This is a genomic window from Streptomyces sp. HUAS MG56, from assembly GCF_058673395.1.
This window is the reverse complement of sequence record NZ_CM178722.1, coordinates 583,846-600,876: the sequence shown is the minus strand read 5'-3', so window position 1 is coordinate 600,876 and position 17,031 is coordinate 583,846. Positions and strand designations below refer to the sequence as shown.

Annotated in this window: 14 protein-coding genes and 2 pseudogenes; 6 read left to right on the top strand and 10 right to left on the bottom strand. The window is 71.7% G+C overall.

Going from position 1 to position 17,031, the window contains the following annotated elements; translation table 11 throughout:
- The first annotated feature begins 72 nt into the window (after window positions 1-72).
- On the top strand, window positions 73-1,956 hold the full coding sequence (locus tag AC4OXY_RS02965; RefSeq protein ID WP_491993063.1) for an eCIS core domain-containing protein: 1,884 nt from the start codon (window positions 73-75) through the stop codon (window positions 1,954-1,956).
- Between the two features lie 33 nt (window positions 1,957-1,989).
- Here AC4OXY_RS02965 and AC4OXY_RS02960 read toward each other — a convergent pair whose 3' ends face one another.
- Window positions 1,990-2,700, bottom strand: coding sequence for an alpha/beta hydrolase (locus tag AC4OXY_RS02960; RefSeq protein WP_356039199.1), 711 nt, complete (start codon window positions 2,698-2,700; stop codon window positions 1,990-1,992).
- Between the two features lie 82 nt (window positions 2,701-2,782).
- A complete protein-coding gene (locus tag AC4OXY_RS02955; RefSeq protein WP_491993062.1) occupies window positions 2,783-4,465 on the bottom strand; it encodes an eCIS core domain-containing protein in 1,683 nt (560 codons plus the stop codon).
- A gap of 559 nt (window positions 4,466-5,024) precedes the next feature.
- On the opposite strand from AC4OXY_RS02955, the gene AC4OXY_RS02950 reads away from it, so the two are divergent.
- Window positions 5,025-5,741: a restriction endonuclease gene (locus AC4OXY_RS02950; protein WP_362818061.1), complete on the top strand. Its 717-nt coding sequence runs from the start codon at window positions 5,025-5,027 to the stop codon at window positions 5,739-5,741.
- A gap of 198 nt (window positions 5,742-5,939) precedes the next feature.
- Here the strand turns inward: AC4OXY_RS02950 and AC4OXY_RS02945 are convergent, their stop codons facing one another.
- Window positions 5,940-6,908, bottom strand: coding sequence for a helix-turn-helix domain-containing protein (locus tag AC4OXY_RS02945; RefSeq protein WP_362818064.1), 969 nt, complete (start codon window positions 6,906-6,908; stop codon window positions 5,940-5,942).
- Window positions 6,909-7,157: 249 nt separating this feature from the next.
- On the opposite strand from AC4OXY_RS02945, the gene AC4OXY_RS02940 reads away from it, so the two are divergent.
- The 4 genes and pseudogenes from AC4OXY_RS02940 to AC4OXY_RS02925 all read left to right on the top strand — a co-directional run bounded on the left by AC4OXY_RS02940 (window position 7,158) and on the right by AC4OXY_RS02925 (window position 9,116).
- Window positions 7,158-7,919 (top strand): G1 family glutamic endopeptidase, encoded by a 762-nt coding sequence (locus AC4OXY_RS02940; RefSeq protein ID WP_491993061.1) that lies wholly within the window; start codon window positions 7,158-7,160, stop codon window positions 7,917-7,919.
- A gap of 326 nt (window positions 7,920-8,245) precedes the next feature.
- Window positions 8,246-8,589: pseudogene (locus AC4OXY_RS02935) on the top strand (cation transporter); the annotation flags it as partial.
- A pseudogene (locus AC4OXY_RS02930) lies at window positions 8,590-8,688 on the top strand (iron chelate uptake ABC transporter family permease subunit); the annotation flags it as partial. It lies immediately after the preceding pseudogene.
- 14 nt (window positions 8,689-8,702) lie between these two features.
- Window positions 8,703-9,116 carry an asparagine synthase-related protein gene (locus AC4OXY_RS02925; protein WP_491993060.1) on the top strand — a complete coding sequence of 138 codons (414 nt, stop codon included), beginning with the start codon at window positions 8,703-8,705 and terminating at the stop codon, window positions 9,114-9,116.
- Here AC4OXY_RS02925 and AC4OXY_RS02920 read toward each other — a convergent pair.
- From AC4OXY_RS02920 to AC4OXY_RS02890, 7 genes are all read right to left on the bottom strand, one after another.
- Window positions 9,085-10,566, bottom strand: a complete 1,482-nt coding sequence (locus AC4OXY_RS02920; RefSeq protein ID WP_356039187.1) for a hydrogenase large subunit — start codon at window positions 10,564-10,566, stop codon at window positions 9,085-9,087. The genes AC4OXY_RS02925 and AC4OXY_RS02920 overlap by 32 nt on opposite strands.
- Window positions 10,567-10,570: 4 nt before the next feature.
- Entirely contained in the window at window positions 10,571-12,163 is a 1,593-nt protein-coding gene (locus AC4OXY_RS02915) for a proton-conducting transporter transmembrane domain-containing protein (protein ID WP_491993059.1), read from the bottom strand.
- The gene (locus tag AC4OXY_RS02910; RefSeq protein ID WP_356039179.1) at window positions 12,163-12,840 is read right to left on the bottom strand and encodes a hypothetical protein; all 678 of its coding nucleotides are present in this window, start codon (window positions 12,838-12,840) and stop codon (window positions 12,163-12,165) included. The genes AC4OXY_RS02915 and AC4OXY_RS02910 overlap by 1 nt, the downstream gene beginning before the upstream one ends.
- Complete coding sequence (locus tag AC4OXY_RS02905) at window positions 12,837-13,793, bottom strand: respiratory chain complex I subunit 1 family protein (protein ID WP_402065399.1); 957 nt, start codon at window positions 13,791-13,793, stop codon at window positions 12,837-12,839. Before AC4OXY_RS02905 ends, AC4OXY_RS02910 begins: the two co-directional genes overlap by 4 nt.
- Window positions 13,793-15,826, bottom strand: a complete 2,034-nt coding sequence (locus AC4OXY_RS02900; RefSeq protein ID WP_491993058.1) for a proton-conducting transporter transmembrane domain-containing protein — start codon at window positions 15,824-15,826, stop codon at window positions 13,793-13,795. The genes AC4OXY_RS02905 and AC4OXY_RS02900 overlap by 1 nt, the downstream gene beginning before the upstream one ends.
- A complete protein-coding gene (locus AC4OXY_RS02895; protein ID WP_376295436.1) occupies window positions 15,823-16,305 on the bottom strand; it encodes an NADH-quinone oxidoreductase subunit B family protein in 483 nt (160 codons plus the stop codon). The genes AC4OXY_RS02900 and AC4OXY_RS02895 overlap by 4 nt, the downstream gene beginning before the upstream one ends.
- Before the next feature lie 204 nt (window positions 16,306-16,509).
- The gene (locus tag AC4OXY_RS02890; RefSeq protein ID WP_362818078.1) at window positions 16,510-16,860 is read right to left on the bottom strand and encodes an ArsR/SmtB family transcription factor; all 351 of its coding nucleotides are present in this window, start codon (window positions 16,858-16,860) and stop codon (window positions 16,510-16,512) included.
- Window positions 16,861-17,031: the final 171 nt, after the last annotated feature.

Here is a 17,031-nt window from a genome sequence, read left to right as displayed (position 1 = left end):
GTTTCGACCTGACGGTCGGGACCGTCCTCGCCCTACACCGGAACGGTAAGTCTCGGTGCGGTGAGGAGAGGCGTGCGCGGACACAAGAAGCAACCCGAGGATGCCACCGCGGCCGGGAACACGGGCAAGACCGCCACGGAGCGGTCGAGGGAGCCGCGACGCCCGGAGCGTGCGGACACGCCGCGGCCGGAACCGCTGCGACCGGACGCCGTGATCGCCTTGCAGCAGCTGATCGGCAACGCCGCGGTCGGCGAGGCACTCAGCCGGGCCAGGGCAGAGCACGCCGACGCGGCCGAAGGCCAGTCCGCCTCGGTCCACGAGGTACTGCGCTCTCCCGGACGTCCCCTGGGCGACGCGGTACGTGCCGACATGGAATCCGCGCTCGGCGCGGACTTCTCCGACGTCCGCGTGCACACCGACCGCGCGGCACACGAGTCCGCCACGTCGGTCGCCGCGCAGGCCTACACCTCCGGCTCCCACATCGTCTTCCAGCGAGGCCGGTACGACACGGCGTCCGACTCGGGCCGCGAGGTGCTCGCCCACGAGTTGACGCACGTCGTCCAGCAGCGCCGCGGCCCGGTCGCCGGCACGGACACCGGTGGCGGGCTGGCCATCAGTGATCCCTCGGACCGCTTCGAGCGCGAGGCGGAAAGAGTGGCGGCCGACGTCATGGCCGGCACCCCTGCCGCACCCGCCTCGGCCCCCCACGCCGGGGCCGCTCTGCCTGTCGCACGCCTGATCTCGGTCGTCGAATTCCGGCGGAGGACCGCTGTCGGTCTCCTGGAGAAGCGCGGCTCCTCGATCGTACGGGTCGAAGACGCTCTCGCCGCCTATCACCAGCTGCCGGTGAACAGCTACATGGCCAGGCGCCGGCAACTGGATGCGCTCAGGGGCGCCGCTGAGGAATACCGTGACCAGTCCAAGTCGGGAAGGCACCAACAGGCGGTCGACGCCCTGGTCGCCGAAAGCCACGCGGAATCCAACCGGATCCGGCTGCCGGCCGTCATCGAGGAGATCCTGCGGCAGGTAGCGGCTCACGCGGAGATCTACCAGCAACTGGACGACGTCGACCGGGAAGCCGACCAACTGGCGAAGGCGCGCGGTCTGCTGGCCGCGCAGGAGACGATCCTGCATCAGATCCAGGTCACCAACGCCCCCGTCGACAGCGACCTCTCCGCCGCCAACACCAACCTCGCGAACTGGCTGAACGGGGTCGTCAACGGCCTGTCGGAGGACGATCGGCGCCGCCTCGTCGAGGACGATCTGCGGCTGCTGGGCCAGATCCGGTCGGACGCCGCCGCTCCGCAGATCACCCGGGACGTCCTCGGTGACCTGCTCGCGCACAGCGGCATCGTCAAGTTCACGACCGGAATGCCGGGGACTTCGCTCTCTCCCGATGGAACTGCCGAGAAGTACACCATGAAGCACGCGCTGTCCCAGTCGGCAGGCGCGACGGAGCGCCTCGGCTCGCTCGCCCATGAACTCACCCACGTGGACGCCGGCGAGACCTACGGCAACAGTGAGATCCTGCTGCTCCTGAGGCAGGGGCTGAGCGATGACGAGATCCGGAATCTGGCCAGGGACCGGACAGCCCAGATCGACAGCCTGAAAGCACTGCTGAATCAGAGCCAGGCGCTGACCGCCGAGCAGAAGGACCTCTTCGCGGCCAAGTTGCAGTATGCCGTCGAGCCGATGAAGGGGGTCGGCCGTTACGCGACGCTCTTCAAGTCGAGCGGCAAGATCGATGACGCCACCCACGAACGGCTGATGCACATCGAGCGACTGACCGCCCCCAACAGCTCCGTTGTCGTGGAATACGACACCGTCGTCACCCAGCTTCTCGTCTACCTTCACCGATGGGGAGTGGATCAGCGGGAGCCGCTCTACGCCGCGGTCACCGAGTTGGCCACGCGTCTGCGCGCCGACAGGAGCGCAGCCAAGACCGCGGCCTCCTAGGCGTCCTCCCCGCCGGCAACGCGGGTACACCGGTCACAGCAGCGGACCGGGCCCCGTCCCGTAGCACTCCACGGGCAGGGGGTCCGGACAGCGGTCGGGGTCGACGAGGTGCGCGACGACGCTCGCAGCGGTGCGGTGCCAGAACCGGTGGCGGCGGAGCATCGCGTGGTCACCGTGCCGGACGACGGCCATCGCCGCTCCGGCCGCCGTCTCCCGGGCCCGGCGCACATAGTCGGCCGAGTCACCGGGGGAGGTGACCCGGTCCCGATCGCCGTGCAGGGCGACCACACGACGGCCGGTCAGCTGGCGCACCGGCTCTCCCCTCGGCCACCAGGGCGCCAGGCCGAGCACCGCACACACCTGAGGATGGCCGGCGGCGTGCAGCGCGGCCCTCGCCCCCATGGAGTGTCCGACGAGGACGGTCGGCACCGGGCCGGCCAGCGCGGCGAGTTGGCGCAACGCCTCGTCGGCGTCCGCCACCGGATCGGCGCGGCTGCCGTTCCAGCCGCGTACGCGGTAGCGCACCTGGGCGATCAGCATGTCGTCGTGCGGCCGTGCGAGCGCGATGGCCCGCTGGAAGGGCGTCATGCGCAGTGCCGCGGGGTGCCAGCGGCGCGAGGGACGAAGGCTGGTCTCGCTCCCGCCGTGCAGCAGGAGCACCGCAGCCCGTGGGCGCACCGGGACCAGGCGTGGCACGAGGGCGCCGCCGGGCGCGGGAAGAGACCGGGTTACGTCCTGGTGCACGCTGGGCGCTCCCTCTCGGTCCGTGGGCCCCTGACGCGTCTGCCCGCCGCCGGGTGCCGTCGCCGACAATCTATCCGCCCCGTCAGTCGTCCAGCGCGGCCCGGATCGCTCGCTTCACGGTTGCCTGGAGGACGACGAACTCGGACTCGGTGATGGTGCCGCGCGTCGCGTCCATGATCTGGCGGTGGACGGCGCGCTGTCGGCCGTTCACCTGTCCAAGAGGGACCAGGGAGATGTCGTAACTGATCCAGTCGGCCTGCAGCAGGTCGGGCAGACCGAAGTCGGAGGGGGAGTGTTCGGACTCCATCGGAGCCTCCTGCAAGGAGGCGATGACCTGGAGCCGGATGTCGAAGCCGCGGGCTCGGACCTGGGGAACGAGATCCCTCAGGCCGGTCTCCATCGCCAACTGTTCCGTGTTCACGGCGTTGGTACCGATGACGAGGTTTTCCGGCGCGCTCGGGCCGCCGTCACCGTCACCCACCAGATGGCACCACTCGTACTTGGCGAGCTGCCCCACGCTTCCCCCGTTTCCAGGGCCCATCCACGCATGCGCCTGGGTGTTGCCCATGGCGGCGGCAGTGCTGCGCTGGCCGTCACGGCGGTCCACCTGCGGCCGGGCGGACAGCGCGGTGGCCCACCTCGTGGCGTTGCCCAGAGCGTCGAATCCCTGCGTGGACATGAAGCGCCGGTCGTTGTTGAGGAACTTCGGGTCGTTGCGTCCGGCGGGAACGTAGAAGGTGACAGCCTGGGTGGTGTCGGACGGGAGCTGGGCAAGGCCTTGTCGAGCGGCGTCGCCCTGCTCCACGTAACCGTCGGGATCCAGCCCGTAGAGCTGCGCGGCCGTCTCCTTGCTCAGCCCGGAGGACGGATCGACGCCCCACCTGTCTCCGAAAGCGTACGTGCGCCCACTGGACCGCCCGCCCGAACCGCGTGGAATCCTGCGCGTAATGGTGAACGGGGCGTCGGTGTCTATCAGGGTCCGGCTCACAAGACCGCCGGGGTCGTTGACGAGTTCGATCGTGTAGACGAAGAACGACGACTGGTAGGCGGCGGACCACTGGGTCTGTACCGCGTTGCCCCTGCGCCCCGAGGACTGGCGTGGCGGCGCGAACGAACTCTCGACCCGCAGCAGATCCACGTCGTCCGGGGACTGCCGGGTCAGCCACGCCTGCGTCGGCATGGCAGGTGCTTCCCCGTTCTCGCCGAACGCCTCCACAGGGACGTAGAACGCCACCAGAAAGCCGAGCTGCTGCACCTGCTCGTCCTGTGTCTGCGCGCTTGCCGGTGACGTCGGCATCCGTTGGACCACGTCGCGTCCGCCCGTCCGCCGGCGCGCCCCCGCCTCGTCGGACGAGCGCTGTACGGGGGCGGTGCTCAGCACGCGCCTGGCGTTGGTTTCCGCCTCGCGTTCGTATCGGTCGGAGGGATCGGAGACCTTCAGGCCGGCCCCGTTGTCGGTGCCGGCGACGGGACCTCGGCGCTGCTGGACGACGTGGGTGAGTTCGTGGGCGAGCGTGTGCCGGTCCGCGCCGCCGTCGCCGATGACCACGTGGTGGCCGCTGGTGTACGCGCGGGCGCCGACCTCGGCGGCGGACGCCTTGGCGGCCGCGTCCGTGTGGACACGGACGTCGGAGAAGTCGGTGCCGAACCGGGCTTCCATGTCGGTGCGGGTGGCATCGTCCAGGGGGCGCCCGGGCGTGCGCAGGACGTCGTGCACGGCGGACCGCTGCACCGCGGGCACATTCTGGTCGGCCCGGCGGAGCATCTGGAGGACGGTGGCGTTCCCGACCGTGCCCTGGAGACCGAGCAGGCTGGTTTGTGGCGAGAGAGGTGCGGGTGCGGGCTTACGGACAGGGCCACGGCCGGTGTCGGTCCCGACAGCTCTGGCGTTCTCGCGATCGTGCAACGGGGCCTCTCCTGCCGGGCGGAATGGTCAACTTCTCCTGGATAACCGGTGGGACCGGCCGACGCCAGGTCCGGGCGGGCAGTATGAGGTGCCCGAACAGGCATGACGCGGTGCGCTGCGTCGGCGGCTGACCTGCGGTGCGGTATTCGGCCAGGTCCGATGGGTTTGTGCCATTCGTCGGCAACCAGCCTCCCGTATCGCCGAGGCGCCGCTACACATGAAGGCCGGGGTGGCGGCAGCGCGTTCCCTGTGGGGTGATGGCCGGTCATCGGGGGAGGTATGGACGGTTGCTGACCATGGACGTGGCAGGGCTGCTCACGGTCGTCGTCTTCTTCTGGTTACGGCGTCCCACTCCGGCGGGCCGGAGCGTCCTCGACGTTCTGACGCAGCCGGCGAGCGGCGTCAGAGGGGTCGGCCGGTGAGCCCCCGGACCCGTAAGGGGCGCCCGCAGACGCGGCGGCGTACCCGAAGACCTGCCAGAAGTCGGCGCCAACGTGCGGACGACCGGCTGATCGGTCTCCTCGTGGCCGCGGTCCTGGGCATCACGCTGGTGGTGGCCGTCGTGAACTGGCTGCTGGCGCACTGGTGGATCCTGGCCGTCGTCGCCGTGCTCGCGGCGCTGGTCGGTGGGGGCTGGTTCTACCAACGGCAGCAGGGCGCGCGCTGGGAAGCGGTGCGTGCGCAGGGCCTGCGGTACGCGCTGCCCGAGTTGGACGCCCTGCATCACACCCGGTTCGAGGACGCGGTGCGGGACCTGATGCGCCGTGACGGCTGCCAGGACGCGCTCCGCGTCGGCGGCGGCGGGGACCTCGGCGCCGACGTGAAGGCCACCGACCCCTACGGGCGGCGCTGGGTGATCCAGTGCAAACACCGGCGCAACGGCCTGGCCGGCTCCGCGGTCGGCACACCGGACCTCCAGGTCCTCAACGGCACCGCCCGCCAGGTCCACGGCGCCGACATCGCGGTGATCGTCACGAACGGCCGCGTCACCGCGCCCGCCGTGGCCTTCGCCGAACAGCAGCGGCTGCACGTCGTCGACCGCCACGCCTTAGGGGTGTGGGCATCCGGCTCACGCCCCCTGTGGGAGCTGCTCCGTGCCGTCCCACCGCCACGCAGACCGTCCGGCCTCGCCTGAAGCCGTGACGGGCGTGGAGCGGGAGGCCGGTCGTGCTCGCCGACTGTGACAGCGTTCGCCTGGCCATTTCGCTTCTGTCGCGGGAGCGGGGGAGTCTGGCATCGTGAAGTGTCCGGCCCGTCGCTCTCCCCCGTAGCGGCGGGCCGGGCGTCATGTTCACGGCTGCGGCTGTGGTGGTGGCGGTCGTCCCGTGGCGTACTAGAGCAGTCCGGCCCGGGCCGCCTGGATGCCCGCCTGGAAGCGGGTCCGCGCCCCGAGGTCGTCCATCACCTCGTGCACCCACCGCTGGACGGTGCGCGGTGAAACGCCCAACTGGCGGGCGATGCTGTCGTCGGTGAACCCTGCCGACAGCAGCGTCAGCAGTTCCCCCCGGCGGTTCCCCGCGCGGAGCGCCGGGCCGCCGGCGTCCGGCACCCGTACCGCCCGATGCCAGTACGCCTCGAACATCCCGGTCAGCGCGTCCAGCAGGGACGAGGCGCGGACCAGCACCGCGGCCTGCAACTCGGAGCCGGTGGCCACCGGCAGCATCGCCCAGCGGTCGTCCACCATGGCCAGCTTGCAGGGGAGTTCGGGCAGTATCCGCGCCTCCTCCCCGGCCCCCACCACCTCACGGATCTCGGCCAGTCGGCCGGGGGCGCTGACCGAGCCGGCCTCGTACACCGCGCGGATCCGCACTCTACGGGCCAGCAGGGAGCGCTCCAGTTCGGTGTCGGTGGGGGAGATGTGCGGGGGTTTGTCGAACAGCAGGAGATGACGGCGTGCACCGTCCTGCATCTGCCGCCAGCGCTCGGCGATGGCTGCCTGTCCGGTGACCACCTCCACCAGATCGGCACTCTGCGGTGGCTGGGCCCTCCGGTAGGTCCGCATCAGCTCGCCCACCCGGCCGCGGGTGCGCAGCAGTTCCTCCTCCCGGCGCAGCAGCAGTGCCTCGACGGCGACGTCGGGCGCCGTGGCCGACCAGCGGACCGGGACGCCGTCGTGCCGGGTGACCAGGCCCTGTCGGGCGAGCGCGGTCAGCAGCCGTTCGGCGCGGTCCGCCGTGATGCCTGACTCGGTGGCGAGATCGGCTGTCGTACAGTGCGCAGATGCGAGGACACGAAGATAGGTGTTCTGTTCCGCTTCAGGAATGCCGAGGCCTTCGAGCAGACCACCCGAAGCCGCGCGCATGGGCGCCGGCGGCTGGGCTCCGCCTGACGCAGTGTGGAAACCGGCTGGGAACACCCTGACCGCCCTTCGGCTCCGGGTGGCGAGGCTCGACGAGCGGTACTCGCCACCCGGTCATTGTGTCATGTTCTCGCCATGGCGGGTTCCGGTTGGCGCCTGGCTCTTGAGGGTTCACGCAGGCCACACCCACGATGAACCCCGGTCTGACAGGCCCCCGATCATCGACTCCATCCCCCACAGGAGACCGGTTACATGGGCACGTACACAGAAACCAGACGCAGTCGTTTCACCGGCCGAGCGGCAGCCGCGGGGCTGCTCCTCGCCGCCGTCGCTCTCGTCCCGGCATGTGCCGGAACGTCAGCGGCCGCCACCGGTACGGGTTTCGGCCCGCTCGACGGAGGATTCCAGGACAGCAACTGGGGCGGATACGTCGCCACCGGCAGCTTCGGCACCATCAGCGGCTCCTGGACCGAACCGCACGTCACGTGCAACAGCACCAACGACCTGTTCGCCCCCTGGGTCGGCCTGGACGGCTACGGTTCGCAGACGGTGGAGCAGACCGGCGTACAGACCGACTGCTCCAGCGGGTCGCCGGTTCTCTCCGCCTGGTACGAGATGTACCCTGCCGCCCCGGTGTACTGGAACAACCCGGTCTCCGAAGGCGACAGCATCACCGCCTCAGTGGTCTCCAAAGGCGGCGGCAGCTACACGCTGACCCTCACCGACAACACCAAGGGCTGGACCGAACACGTCACCAAGAACCTCGGCGCCGGCAACGCCAGCGCCGAAGCGGTCATCGAATCCCCCACCCAGAGCTATCCGTCCTTCGGCAAGCTGGACTTCTCGGGTGTGACGGTGGACGGCAAGTCGTTCGACGCGACGAATCCCCAGGCCTTCACCAGCGGCGGCTATGCACCGGGACCGCTGTCCGGCGGCTCCTTCTCCATGACGCCGAGCGGCACCGTCCGTGCGCCGCACACGCCCGCCCAACGGCCGCCGGTCATTCGCTACTGACGGCCGGTCCGCGGTGACGCGGAAACCGTAAGGGGCGCCCGGACCGCACGGTCCGGACGCCCACGGTCGGCCGGCGGGGTTTCTCCCCTTCGCCTGCGGTGCGCTGCGCGGGACGTACGGGTCTGACCGCTCCCCGCGTGACCTGCGCCACCTCTCCTCTCCGGAACTCGGTTGTCGGCCGGTCCGACACATGAAGCGGTACGGCTCGATCCGGCCGACGCCGTACGACGTGATCCGGAGACGCGGTTGATGCACGAGTCGAGGCAATCTTCTTCCCCCTCTTTCTCCGGCGCTGGTGCGGTGGTGCGGAAGCCGTGGTCACCCTGATGACAACGGATCTGACCGTCGGCGGTATGACCTGCGCGGCATGTGTGCGGCGGGTCGAGAAGACACTTGGCAGGCTGGACGGGGTCACGGCGACCGTCAATCTGGCCACCGGGCGGGCCGGGTGCGCCATCCGCCTCAGATCGCGCCCGAGGAACTCGTCGTGGCGGTGGAGAAGGCCGGGTACACGGCCGCCCTGCCGCAACCGCCCGAGGAGCACGGGGGCGAGAAGGGCCACGAGGGCGACGGGGACGACGAGGACGTGGACGCCCGCCGGGAGGAGAACCGGCTTCTCGTCACCGCGCTGCTGGCTGTGCCGGTGCTCGTGCTGTCGATGGTGCCCGCGCCGGTCTCGGCCCTCTTCGGGGCGGTGCTCCTGGTCGTGGTCGACATCGTCTGCCGTACGGCCATGGACACACAGGAGCTGCCGGTGGGCGTGGTCACCGGCGACGAGTCGCCATGCCGCTCAACCCCGAACTCGACCTGCGCATCGGTGAGTTCCGCGACGACACGTACGCGAGCGCCCTGGCCGCCGTACCGCATGCCGACGGCGAGACGCCCGCCGAGCACCGTCAGCGCGAGCTGCAGCACCTGTCGCTGACCCGCTGGCTGCGCCAACTCCTCTACGGCAAGGACCGGTTGAGCATCGTGCAGGGGCTGGAGGCGCGTGTGCCCTACTGCGACCACCACCTGGTCGAGTACGCCTTCTCCGTGCCCTGGGCGCTGAAGAGCCGCACGCCGTACCCTGTCCATCCACCCCCAGCCCGGCGGCGCCGCCAAGTTCGGCATCCGCCTCCTGGACACCCCCGACGCGTGGACCGCCGCCGAAGGCAGGTCCTCTTCAGAGGTCGTTGCCCGCGTAGGAGAGGTTGAAGCTCTTGTTCGTCAGTGGGAAGTCGGGGACGATCGTGTCGGCCAGCGCGACGGGCAGGGCGGGCCAGTTGAAGAAGGACGGGTCGACCGGTTTGACCCGGGTCAGAGTGCCGTCGGCCGCGAGTTCGACGCGCGTGGCGATGGTGCCGCGCCAGCCCTCCACCAGCCCCACACCGTCACCGGCCCGGTCACCGGGCGCGGGGGAGAGCCCCACGACGGTGCGCGCGGCGGTGAGGCCGTCGGCCAGGTGCCGGACCAGGGCGAGGGACGTGTCGATCTCCTCGGCGCGCACGAGGAAGCGGGCCAGGACGTCGCCGTCGGTGTGGACGGGGACGTCCAGGCGTGCGCCGTAGTCGGTGAAGGGGTGCGCGGCGCGGGCGTCGTGGGCGAGGCCGCTGGCGCGGGCGACGTAGCCGAGGCAGCCGATCTCCCGGGCTGCCCGGGTCTTCAGGACGGCGGTGCCGGTGAAGCGGTCGCGCACCGTCGAGTGGCCGAGGGCGAGGTCGGTGATCTCGCGGATGTCCTCGCCGATCGTCCGCAGGGCCCGCGGGTCGGGCACGGACTGGAGGACGGCTCCGCCGGGCACGACGCCGCCGCGCAGCAGCCGGTGGCCGGTGGTCCGCCGGTTCAGGCGCAGGAGCTGTTCGCGGACACGCTGGGCATGGGCGTTGAGGATGCCGTGGCCGACGTCGTTGCAGAGCATCCCGAGATCGGCGACGTGGTTGTGGATCCGCTCCAGCTCCAGCAGCATCGCGCGGGCCCGCTGGGCCTCGGCGGGTACTACGGTGCCCGTGGCCTCCTCGACGGCCAGGCAGTAGGCCAGGGCGTGGCCGACCGCGGTGTCGCCGCTGACGCGTTCGGCCAGCGGCAGACCGGCGGCGATCGTGCGGCCCTGGAAGAGCTTCTCGATGCCCTTGTGAACGAACCACAGGCGGGCCTTGAGCCGCAGGATGGTCTCGCCGACGACGGAGAAGCGGAAGTGGCCCGGCTCGATGAGCCCGGCGTGCACCGGTCCGACGGGGATCTCGTAGACGCCGTCGCCCTCGACCTCAAGGAAGGGGTAGAGGCCCTCCTGTTCGCCGAAGGGCGGCGGCGGTCCGGCGTCGGGGTGCATCGGATACCAGCCGCGGGGCCAGTGGAAGTGCCGTACCAGGCGATGGGGCAGCGGGTGGTGCTGCGGGACGATGCCGAACAGGTCGCGCATCTCACGTTCGAACCGGCCCGCCGGGAAGGAGAGATGGGCCAGCGTCGGCAGTGCGGGACGGTCGGGGTCGAGGCGGACGTGCAGTTCGGTGCGGGTGTCGGGCGGCCCCGCCGCGAACACGTACACCACCCGGATGCCGCGTTCGTCGTGATGGGCGGCGACCAGGGCGAGGCGGTGCCCGCCGGTCAGCAACTCCTCGGCCCTTCGGGGCAGTTCGACGAGGCTGATCTCGTGCGTGGTGCGCATCGGGTCAGTGGCCTCCGATCGCCTGGGCGGCGGCGTGCAGCAGGTCGGTGAGCGGGCCGGTGGCGGTGCCCAGCGCGGCGCAGGCCACCAGACCCAGGACCAGCGGCCACACGCCCGGCCCGCCCGAGCCGGCGGGGGGAGCCGTCGCGGGGCCGAGCAGCATCCGGGCGCAACGGGCGGCGAGTGCGGCGAAGGCGGTCAGCACCAGGAGCAGGGCCGCCGCCGTCACCCAGGCCAGCCCGGACCCGGCGGCGAAACCGGCCCGGGCGATGCCGAGTTCGGAGGCGAACAGGCTGAACGGCGGGAAGGCCATCAGCGCCACCACTGCGAACCCGAACACCCCGCCCAGGGACGGCGCCTGGGCGAGCAGCCCGCGGACCCGGCCGATCCTGGTGGTGCCGGTCAGCTGGAGGATGCGGCCGGAGGCGCAGAAGGCCGCCGACTTGGCCAGCCCGTGCCCGGCGATGTGCAGCAGCACGGCCGCCAGGGCCAGCGGGCCGCCGATCGCCGCGCCGAGGGCGATCAGGCTCATGTGTTCCATGCTGGAGTAGGCGAGCATCCGCTTGTAGTCACGCTGGGCCAGCAGCAGACCGGCGGCGAGGGCGAGGGTGAGCAGGGCGATCCCGGCGAGCAGGACACGCGTGAAGTCCGTGCCCAAGGCCGCGTCGGCGATGACCCGGTACCGCAGGATCGCGGCGAAGGCGACCGACAGCAGCACCCCGGACATCAGCGCGGAGACCGGCGCGGGTGCCTGGCTGTGGGCGTCGGGCAGCCAGGCGTGCAGGGGGATCAGACCGGCCTTGGCGCCGAAGCCGAGGACGACGAGCGTGATGCCGAGCCGGGTGACCGCCGGGTCGAGCCGGTCGGCACGGGCCACGAGGGTGGGCCAGTCCAGTGCCCATGCCTCGGCGATGCCGGCCTGCCGGGCCGCGTAGTAGATCAGCACGGTACCGAGGAAGGCGAGCGCGATCCCGGCCGAGCAGATCACCACGTACTTCCAGGCCGCCTCCACCGAGGTGCGGGTGCGGCGGTGGCCGACGAGGAACGCGGTGACGATGGTGGTGGCCTCGATGGCGACCCACAGCACGCCGAGGTTGGCGGTCACCACGGCCAGGCACATCGCCGCCAGGAACGCCTGCACGAGCACGTGGTAGCGCCAGACCGTGCGCTCACTCGCCCGTCCGGCCGCCCGCTCGCCCGCCAGATACGCCGGCGCCGTTCCGCACGCGATGAGGGCGACGGCCCCGACGACGAGCAGCATCCAGGCGGTCAGGGCGTCGGCCCGCAGCAGCCCGGAGTAGGCGGTTCGCGGCCCCTTGTCGAGGACTCCCGCCGCCAGCAGGCTCCCGCACAGCAGGATCGCCACGGGCGAGGCGAGTGCGGCCCAGTCCGCCGGATACCGCCGAGGGACCGGCCCGGACTCGGGTTCCCCGGCCGGCCGGAGAGCCGTCTCCGCGATCGCCACGGGCTGTTCGGGCGCGCCCACCGGCGCGTGAGGTGCTTGTGTCCCGGTCAGCGCGTACGCGGCGGCGACCACCAGCGGCGCGGCGACCGGAGCGGCCAACAGCAGCGCGGCCCCTCCTGATTGATACGGCATCAGTCGTGCAGCTCCCGCAGGTCGTCGATGTCGGTCGTGCCGAACGCCTCCCGCATCCGGGTGGTGAGGATCTGCAGCACCAGCACCGCGAGCAGTACGTCGAAGGAGACCCCGAGTTCGACGATCAGGGGGACGCCGGAGGTGGCCAGGAAGGCGGTGGCGGTGATGCCGTTGTCCAGCAGCAGGAAGCCGACCACCTGGGCGAGTGCGCGTCTGCGGGTGACCAGGACGAAGAAGCCGATCAGGACGACGGCGAGGCCGACCGGCAGGGCGCGGGTGGCCGGCGTCGGGTTCAGGTCGGTCAGGGGCCGGGCCACGGCGTAGGCGAGCAGGGTCAGCAGGGCCGCGGTGAGCAGGGAGGCGGCGATGTTGACCAGCGGCTGGGTCTCGCGGACCTCCTCGCTCCCGCGGTCGGCGGCCAGTGCGGCCAGCGCGCGCCGGATCAGATACGGCAGTACGCCCGCCCGCAGCACCCCGACAGCGAGGCCCACGGCGGTCAGGTCCCACCGTTCCTCGTGCGCGCCGAGCAGCAGGCCGATCGCGGCCAGGGCGACGCCCTGAAGGGCGAACACGCGGACGATCGCGGCGAGTTCACGGCGCCACAGCACGAGTACGGCCGCCAGCAGGAAGGCGCCGCACGCCAGATCGAGGAGCTGGGTGTACAGGCCGGTGCTCATGCGGCTCCGTTCAGGAAGTACGAGGCGGTCACCGCGAGCAGCGCCAGCAGGAAGGAACCGGCGAGCAGTTCGGGCACGCGGAACAGGCGGATCTTGGCCCAGATCACCTCGGCCGACGCCAGCACGGCCCCGAGCACCGCCACCTTCACCGCGAACAGCGCCAGCGCCACGAACAGGGCGGCCCAGGAGGGGCCGGTGGCGATGCCCCACGGCACGAACAGCGAGGACAGCAGCCCGAGCAGCAGCGTCAGCCGCATCTGCGCGCCGAGTTCGACCAGCGCGAGATCGGGTCCTGCGTACTCCAGCACCATCGCCTCGTGGATCATGGTCAGTTCGAGGTGGGTGGAGGGGTTGTCGACCGGGATCCGGCCGGTCTCCGCGAGTACGGCGACGGCGAGGGCGGCGACAGCCAGCAGCCCGGCCGGTGAGGCCAGTCGGGCCGGCTGGTGGATGGCGCCGGAGACGATCGCGGGAACGTTGGTCGTCCCGGCCGGTATCGACAGCGCGAACACCGACAGCAGCAGGGTCGGCTCGACCAGGGAGGCGACCGTCATCTCCCGCGAGGCGCCCATCCCGCCGAACGCGGTGCCCGTGTCCAGCCCGGCCAGAGCGAGGCTGAGCGTGCCGAGCGAGACCAGCGCCACCACCACGATCAGGTCCGCGTGCCCGCTGACCGGGGTGTCGGTGGACAGCAACGGCACCAGCGCGGCGGCCACGACGGTGGTGGCGACCAGCAGGGCGGGGGCGGCCCGGAACGCGGGTCCGGTGCCCACCGGAGTGATGGGCTCCTTGCGCAGCAGTTTGCGCGCATCCCGCCAGGGCTGGAGCACCCCGGCCCCGGCCCGGCCCTCCAGCCGGGCCCGCACCTGCCGCATCCACCCGGTCAGCAGCGGTGCCCCCACCGCCACGACCACGACCTGGCCGACGACGGCCACGTACCCGATTGCGTTCATCACCAGCCCACCGCGAGTGCCGACAACAGGACGACCAGCCCGGCGAAGCCGTAGCCGAGATACAGGTGCACGCTGCCGCCCGCCAGCCTGCGGGCCGCCTGACCCGTCCTGGCGAGCGCGCCCAGCACCGGCTCGTACAGCCGGTGCTCGATCCGGTCGGGCACCCGGTTCTGGAAGCGGACCCGTTCCACCAGGTACGCCGACTCCCGCACCGGGGTGACGTCCACGTCCTGCTCCGGGGCGAGCACGTCGTCGAAGACGCGTTGCAGCGGCTCGGCGAACGAGGTCGCCGTGTACGCCATGCGCGGCGTCGGCGCACCGCCCCCGCAGTCCCACAGCCGGGCGTTCGCCCGGCGCCGACGGCGACGGTAGAGCCGTGGCAGCCCGACCGCGAGCAGCATCGCGGCGGTGAGAGCGGCCACCACCCACAGCGGCGACAGCGACGCGGAGATGTCCGTCAGCCGCACCTTCAGCCCGCCGCCCGTCAGTGCCCCGCTGCCCGGCAGCCCGACCGCGCCCACGGCCCGGTCGAGACGCGCGCCCAGCAGACCCGGCACCACTGCGAGCGCCACGATCCCCGCGGCGAGCAGGCCCATCCCGGCGAGCATCAGCGGTGGCGCCTCCCGCGCGGCGGCGGCCCGCTCATCGCGCGGCCGGGCGAAGAAACCGACCCCGAGCGCCTTCACGAACACGGCCGCCGCGATCCCGGCCGACAACGCGATCAGCGCCACCGACAGGGGCAGCACGACGGCGACCGCGACACCTGGCACCTTCAGTCCGTGGATGAGGGACTGCAGCAGCAGCCACTCGCTGATGAAACCGTTGCCCGGCGGCAGTGCCACCGCGCCGAGCGCGGCCAGCGCGAAGAACCCGGCCGTGGCGGGCATCCGGGCCCGCAGCCCGCCGAGGCGGTCCAGATCACGCAAGCCTGTGGCGCGCAGGACCGACCCGGCCGCGCAGAACAACAGGGCCTTGAACGCCGAGTGGTTGACGACGTGCAGCAGCGCCGCCGCCAGGGCCAGCGCGGCCAGCGGCTTGTCGCCGTAGTGGGCGAACAGCCCGGACGCCCCGAGCCCGATCAGGACCAGGCCCATGTTCTCGCTGGTCGAGTACGCCAGCAGCCGCTTCAGATCGGAGGCCATCGCCGCCTGGAGGATGCCGTACACGGCACTGATTCCGCCCACCGCCAACAGCCCCAGCCACCACCACGCCGGACCGCCGCCGAGCAGATCGAGCCCGGTGCGGACCAGGCCGTACACGCCGACGTTGACCATCGCGGCGCTCATCAACGCCGAGACGGGGCTGGGGGCTTCGGGGTGCGCCCGCGGCAGCCAGGCGTGCAGCGGTGCCGCGCCCGCCTTCGAGGAGAACGCCAGCGCCACGAGGACGAAGACGAGCCCGCGCACGGCCGGCGACATGTGGTGCGCGCCCGCCCGCAGCGCGGCGAAGGTCTCTCCACCGGCCTGCGCGGCGAACAGCGCCAACCCGGCCAGCAGCAGCACCAGCCCGAGGTGTGTCATCACCGCGTACCAGACACCGGCCTGCCGTACCGAGCCCCGTTCCCGATGCTCGGCCAGTACCAGTGCCAGCGACCCGAGCGCCATCAACTCCCACAGCAGCAGGAACGTGGACACCGAAGCCGCCACCGGTACGAGAACCAGGCTGAGCGCGAACAGCGGCAGCACCGCCTGCGCCGTCCGCGAGCCGAGCCCGTGCGCGCCGTGCCCGGCCGCGTACCCGATGCCGTACGCCGCGACCGCGGCCACGACGGCCCCCGCCACCGCCATGAACCAGCCCGCCAGCGCATCCACCGCCATGTGCGCCCCGGCCAGCGGCACCAGTGCGGGGAACGTGTCCGACCACCGGCTTCCGCCCAGTGCGGCCGCACCCGCCACCGCGCCCGCCACTCCCACGGCGGCCGTCAGCACCCCGACGACGGGAACCCGTGCCCGATACGGCAGAACCAGCCCGGCCGCCGCACCCGCACCGCCAAGCCCGACGGCCGTCGCGAGGGCGGCCGGGATCGCGCTCACCGGCCGGTCACCCTCCTGAGCGCCGCGACGATCGCCTCCGGCTCGGGCGGGCACCCCGGCACCGCCAGATCCACCGGCACGACATCGCCGACCGCGCCCTCGACGCCGTACCCGCCCGCGAACTCCCCGCAGTCGATCGCGCAGTCCCCGACCGCGACGACCAGCCGGGGCTCGCCCATCGCGGCGACCGTACGGCGCAGCGGCTCGGCCATGTTCCGGGTTACCGGGCCGGTCACCAGCGCCACGTCCGCGTGCCGGGGCGAGGCCACCAGCCGCGCCCCGTACCGCTCAGCGTCGTACACCGGGTTGAACGCGGCGGCGATCTCGATCTCGCAGCCGTTGCAGGAACCCGCGTCCACACAGCGCACCTGCACCGAACCCCGCAACTGCCGTGCCGTGGGCGGTACTTCGCCCTGCGGGCGTGGCGGTGCGGGCTCGGCGACCCGACCGGTGCTCCGGATCTTGCGCAACAGGCCCATTGAACCTCTCCTGGCTGGTGATGCCGGCTTCCGCAGGTGACCAACCAGGCAACCAGCGGCTGGAGTTACGACGCTTTTCCGGTGTTTTGCCTACTTTCATCAGGCTTTGCCGCTTGCTGTACGGTCCTGGACCGGGCCGGAACGGTTTCGTGTGCCAGATGACGGTGCCGTCGAGAGTGACCGCCGCCGGTCAGGGCGCCGTCGTCACGACGGCGCCTTCCGTTCCGGCTGGGCGGCCTGTAGATCGGCGAGCAGCTCGGCCTGTCCCGCCAGCACGCCGGACAGGATGGACCGGGCCACCCTCAGCAGGTCCGCGACCTGGGGGCTGGCGAGGGAGTAGTACACGTTCGACCCCTCCTTGCGGGTGCGCACCAGGTTCGCCCGGCGCAGCACGGCCAGTTGCTGGGACAGGTGCGAGGGCTCGACCTTCACCTCGGGCAGCATCTCCGCGACCGCGTGCTCGCGCTCGCTCAGCAACTCCAGGACGCGGATGCGGACCGGGTGGCCGAGCGTTTTGAAGAACTCGGCCTTCAGCTGGTACAGCGGCGCACTCACCGTGCCGCCCCCCGTCCAGCACGGCACGGCCCCACCAGCCGGTGCACTCGGCATCGCATCCACCCACTCGTCAAGAACATGCGACCCATCCTCGCGTGCGGCACCGGCAGAGCCGAACCCGCACCGAGCGGCCGGGCCGCTCATATTCAGCGGTGACGACCTTCCTAATTT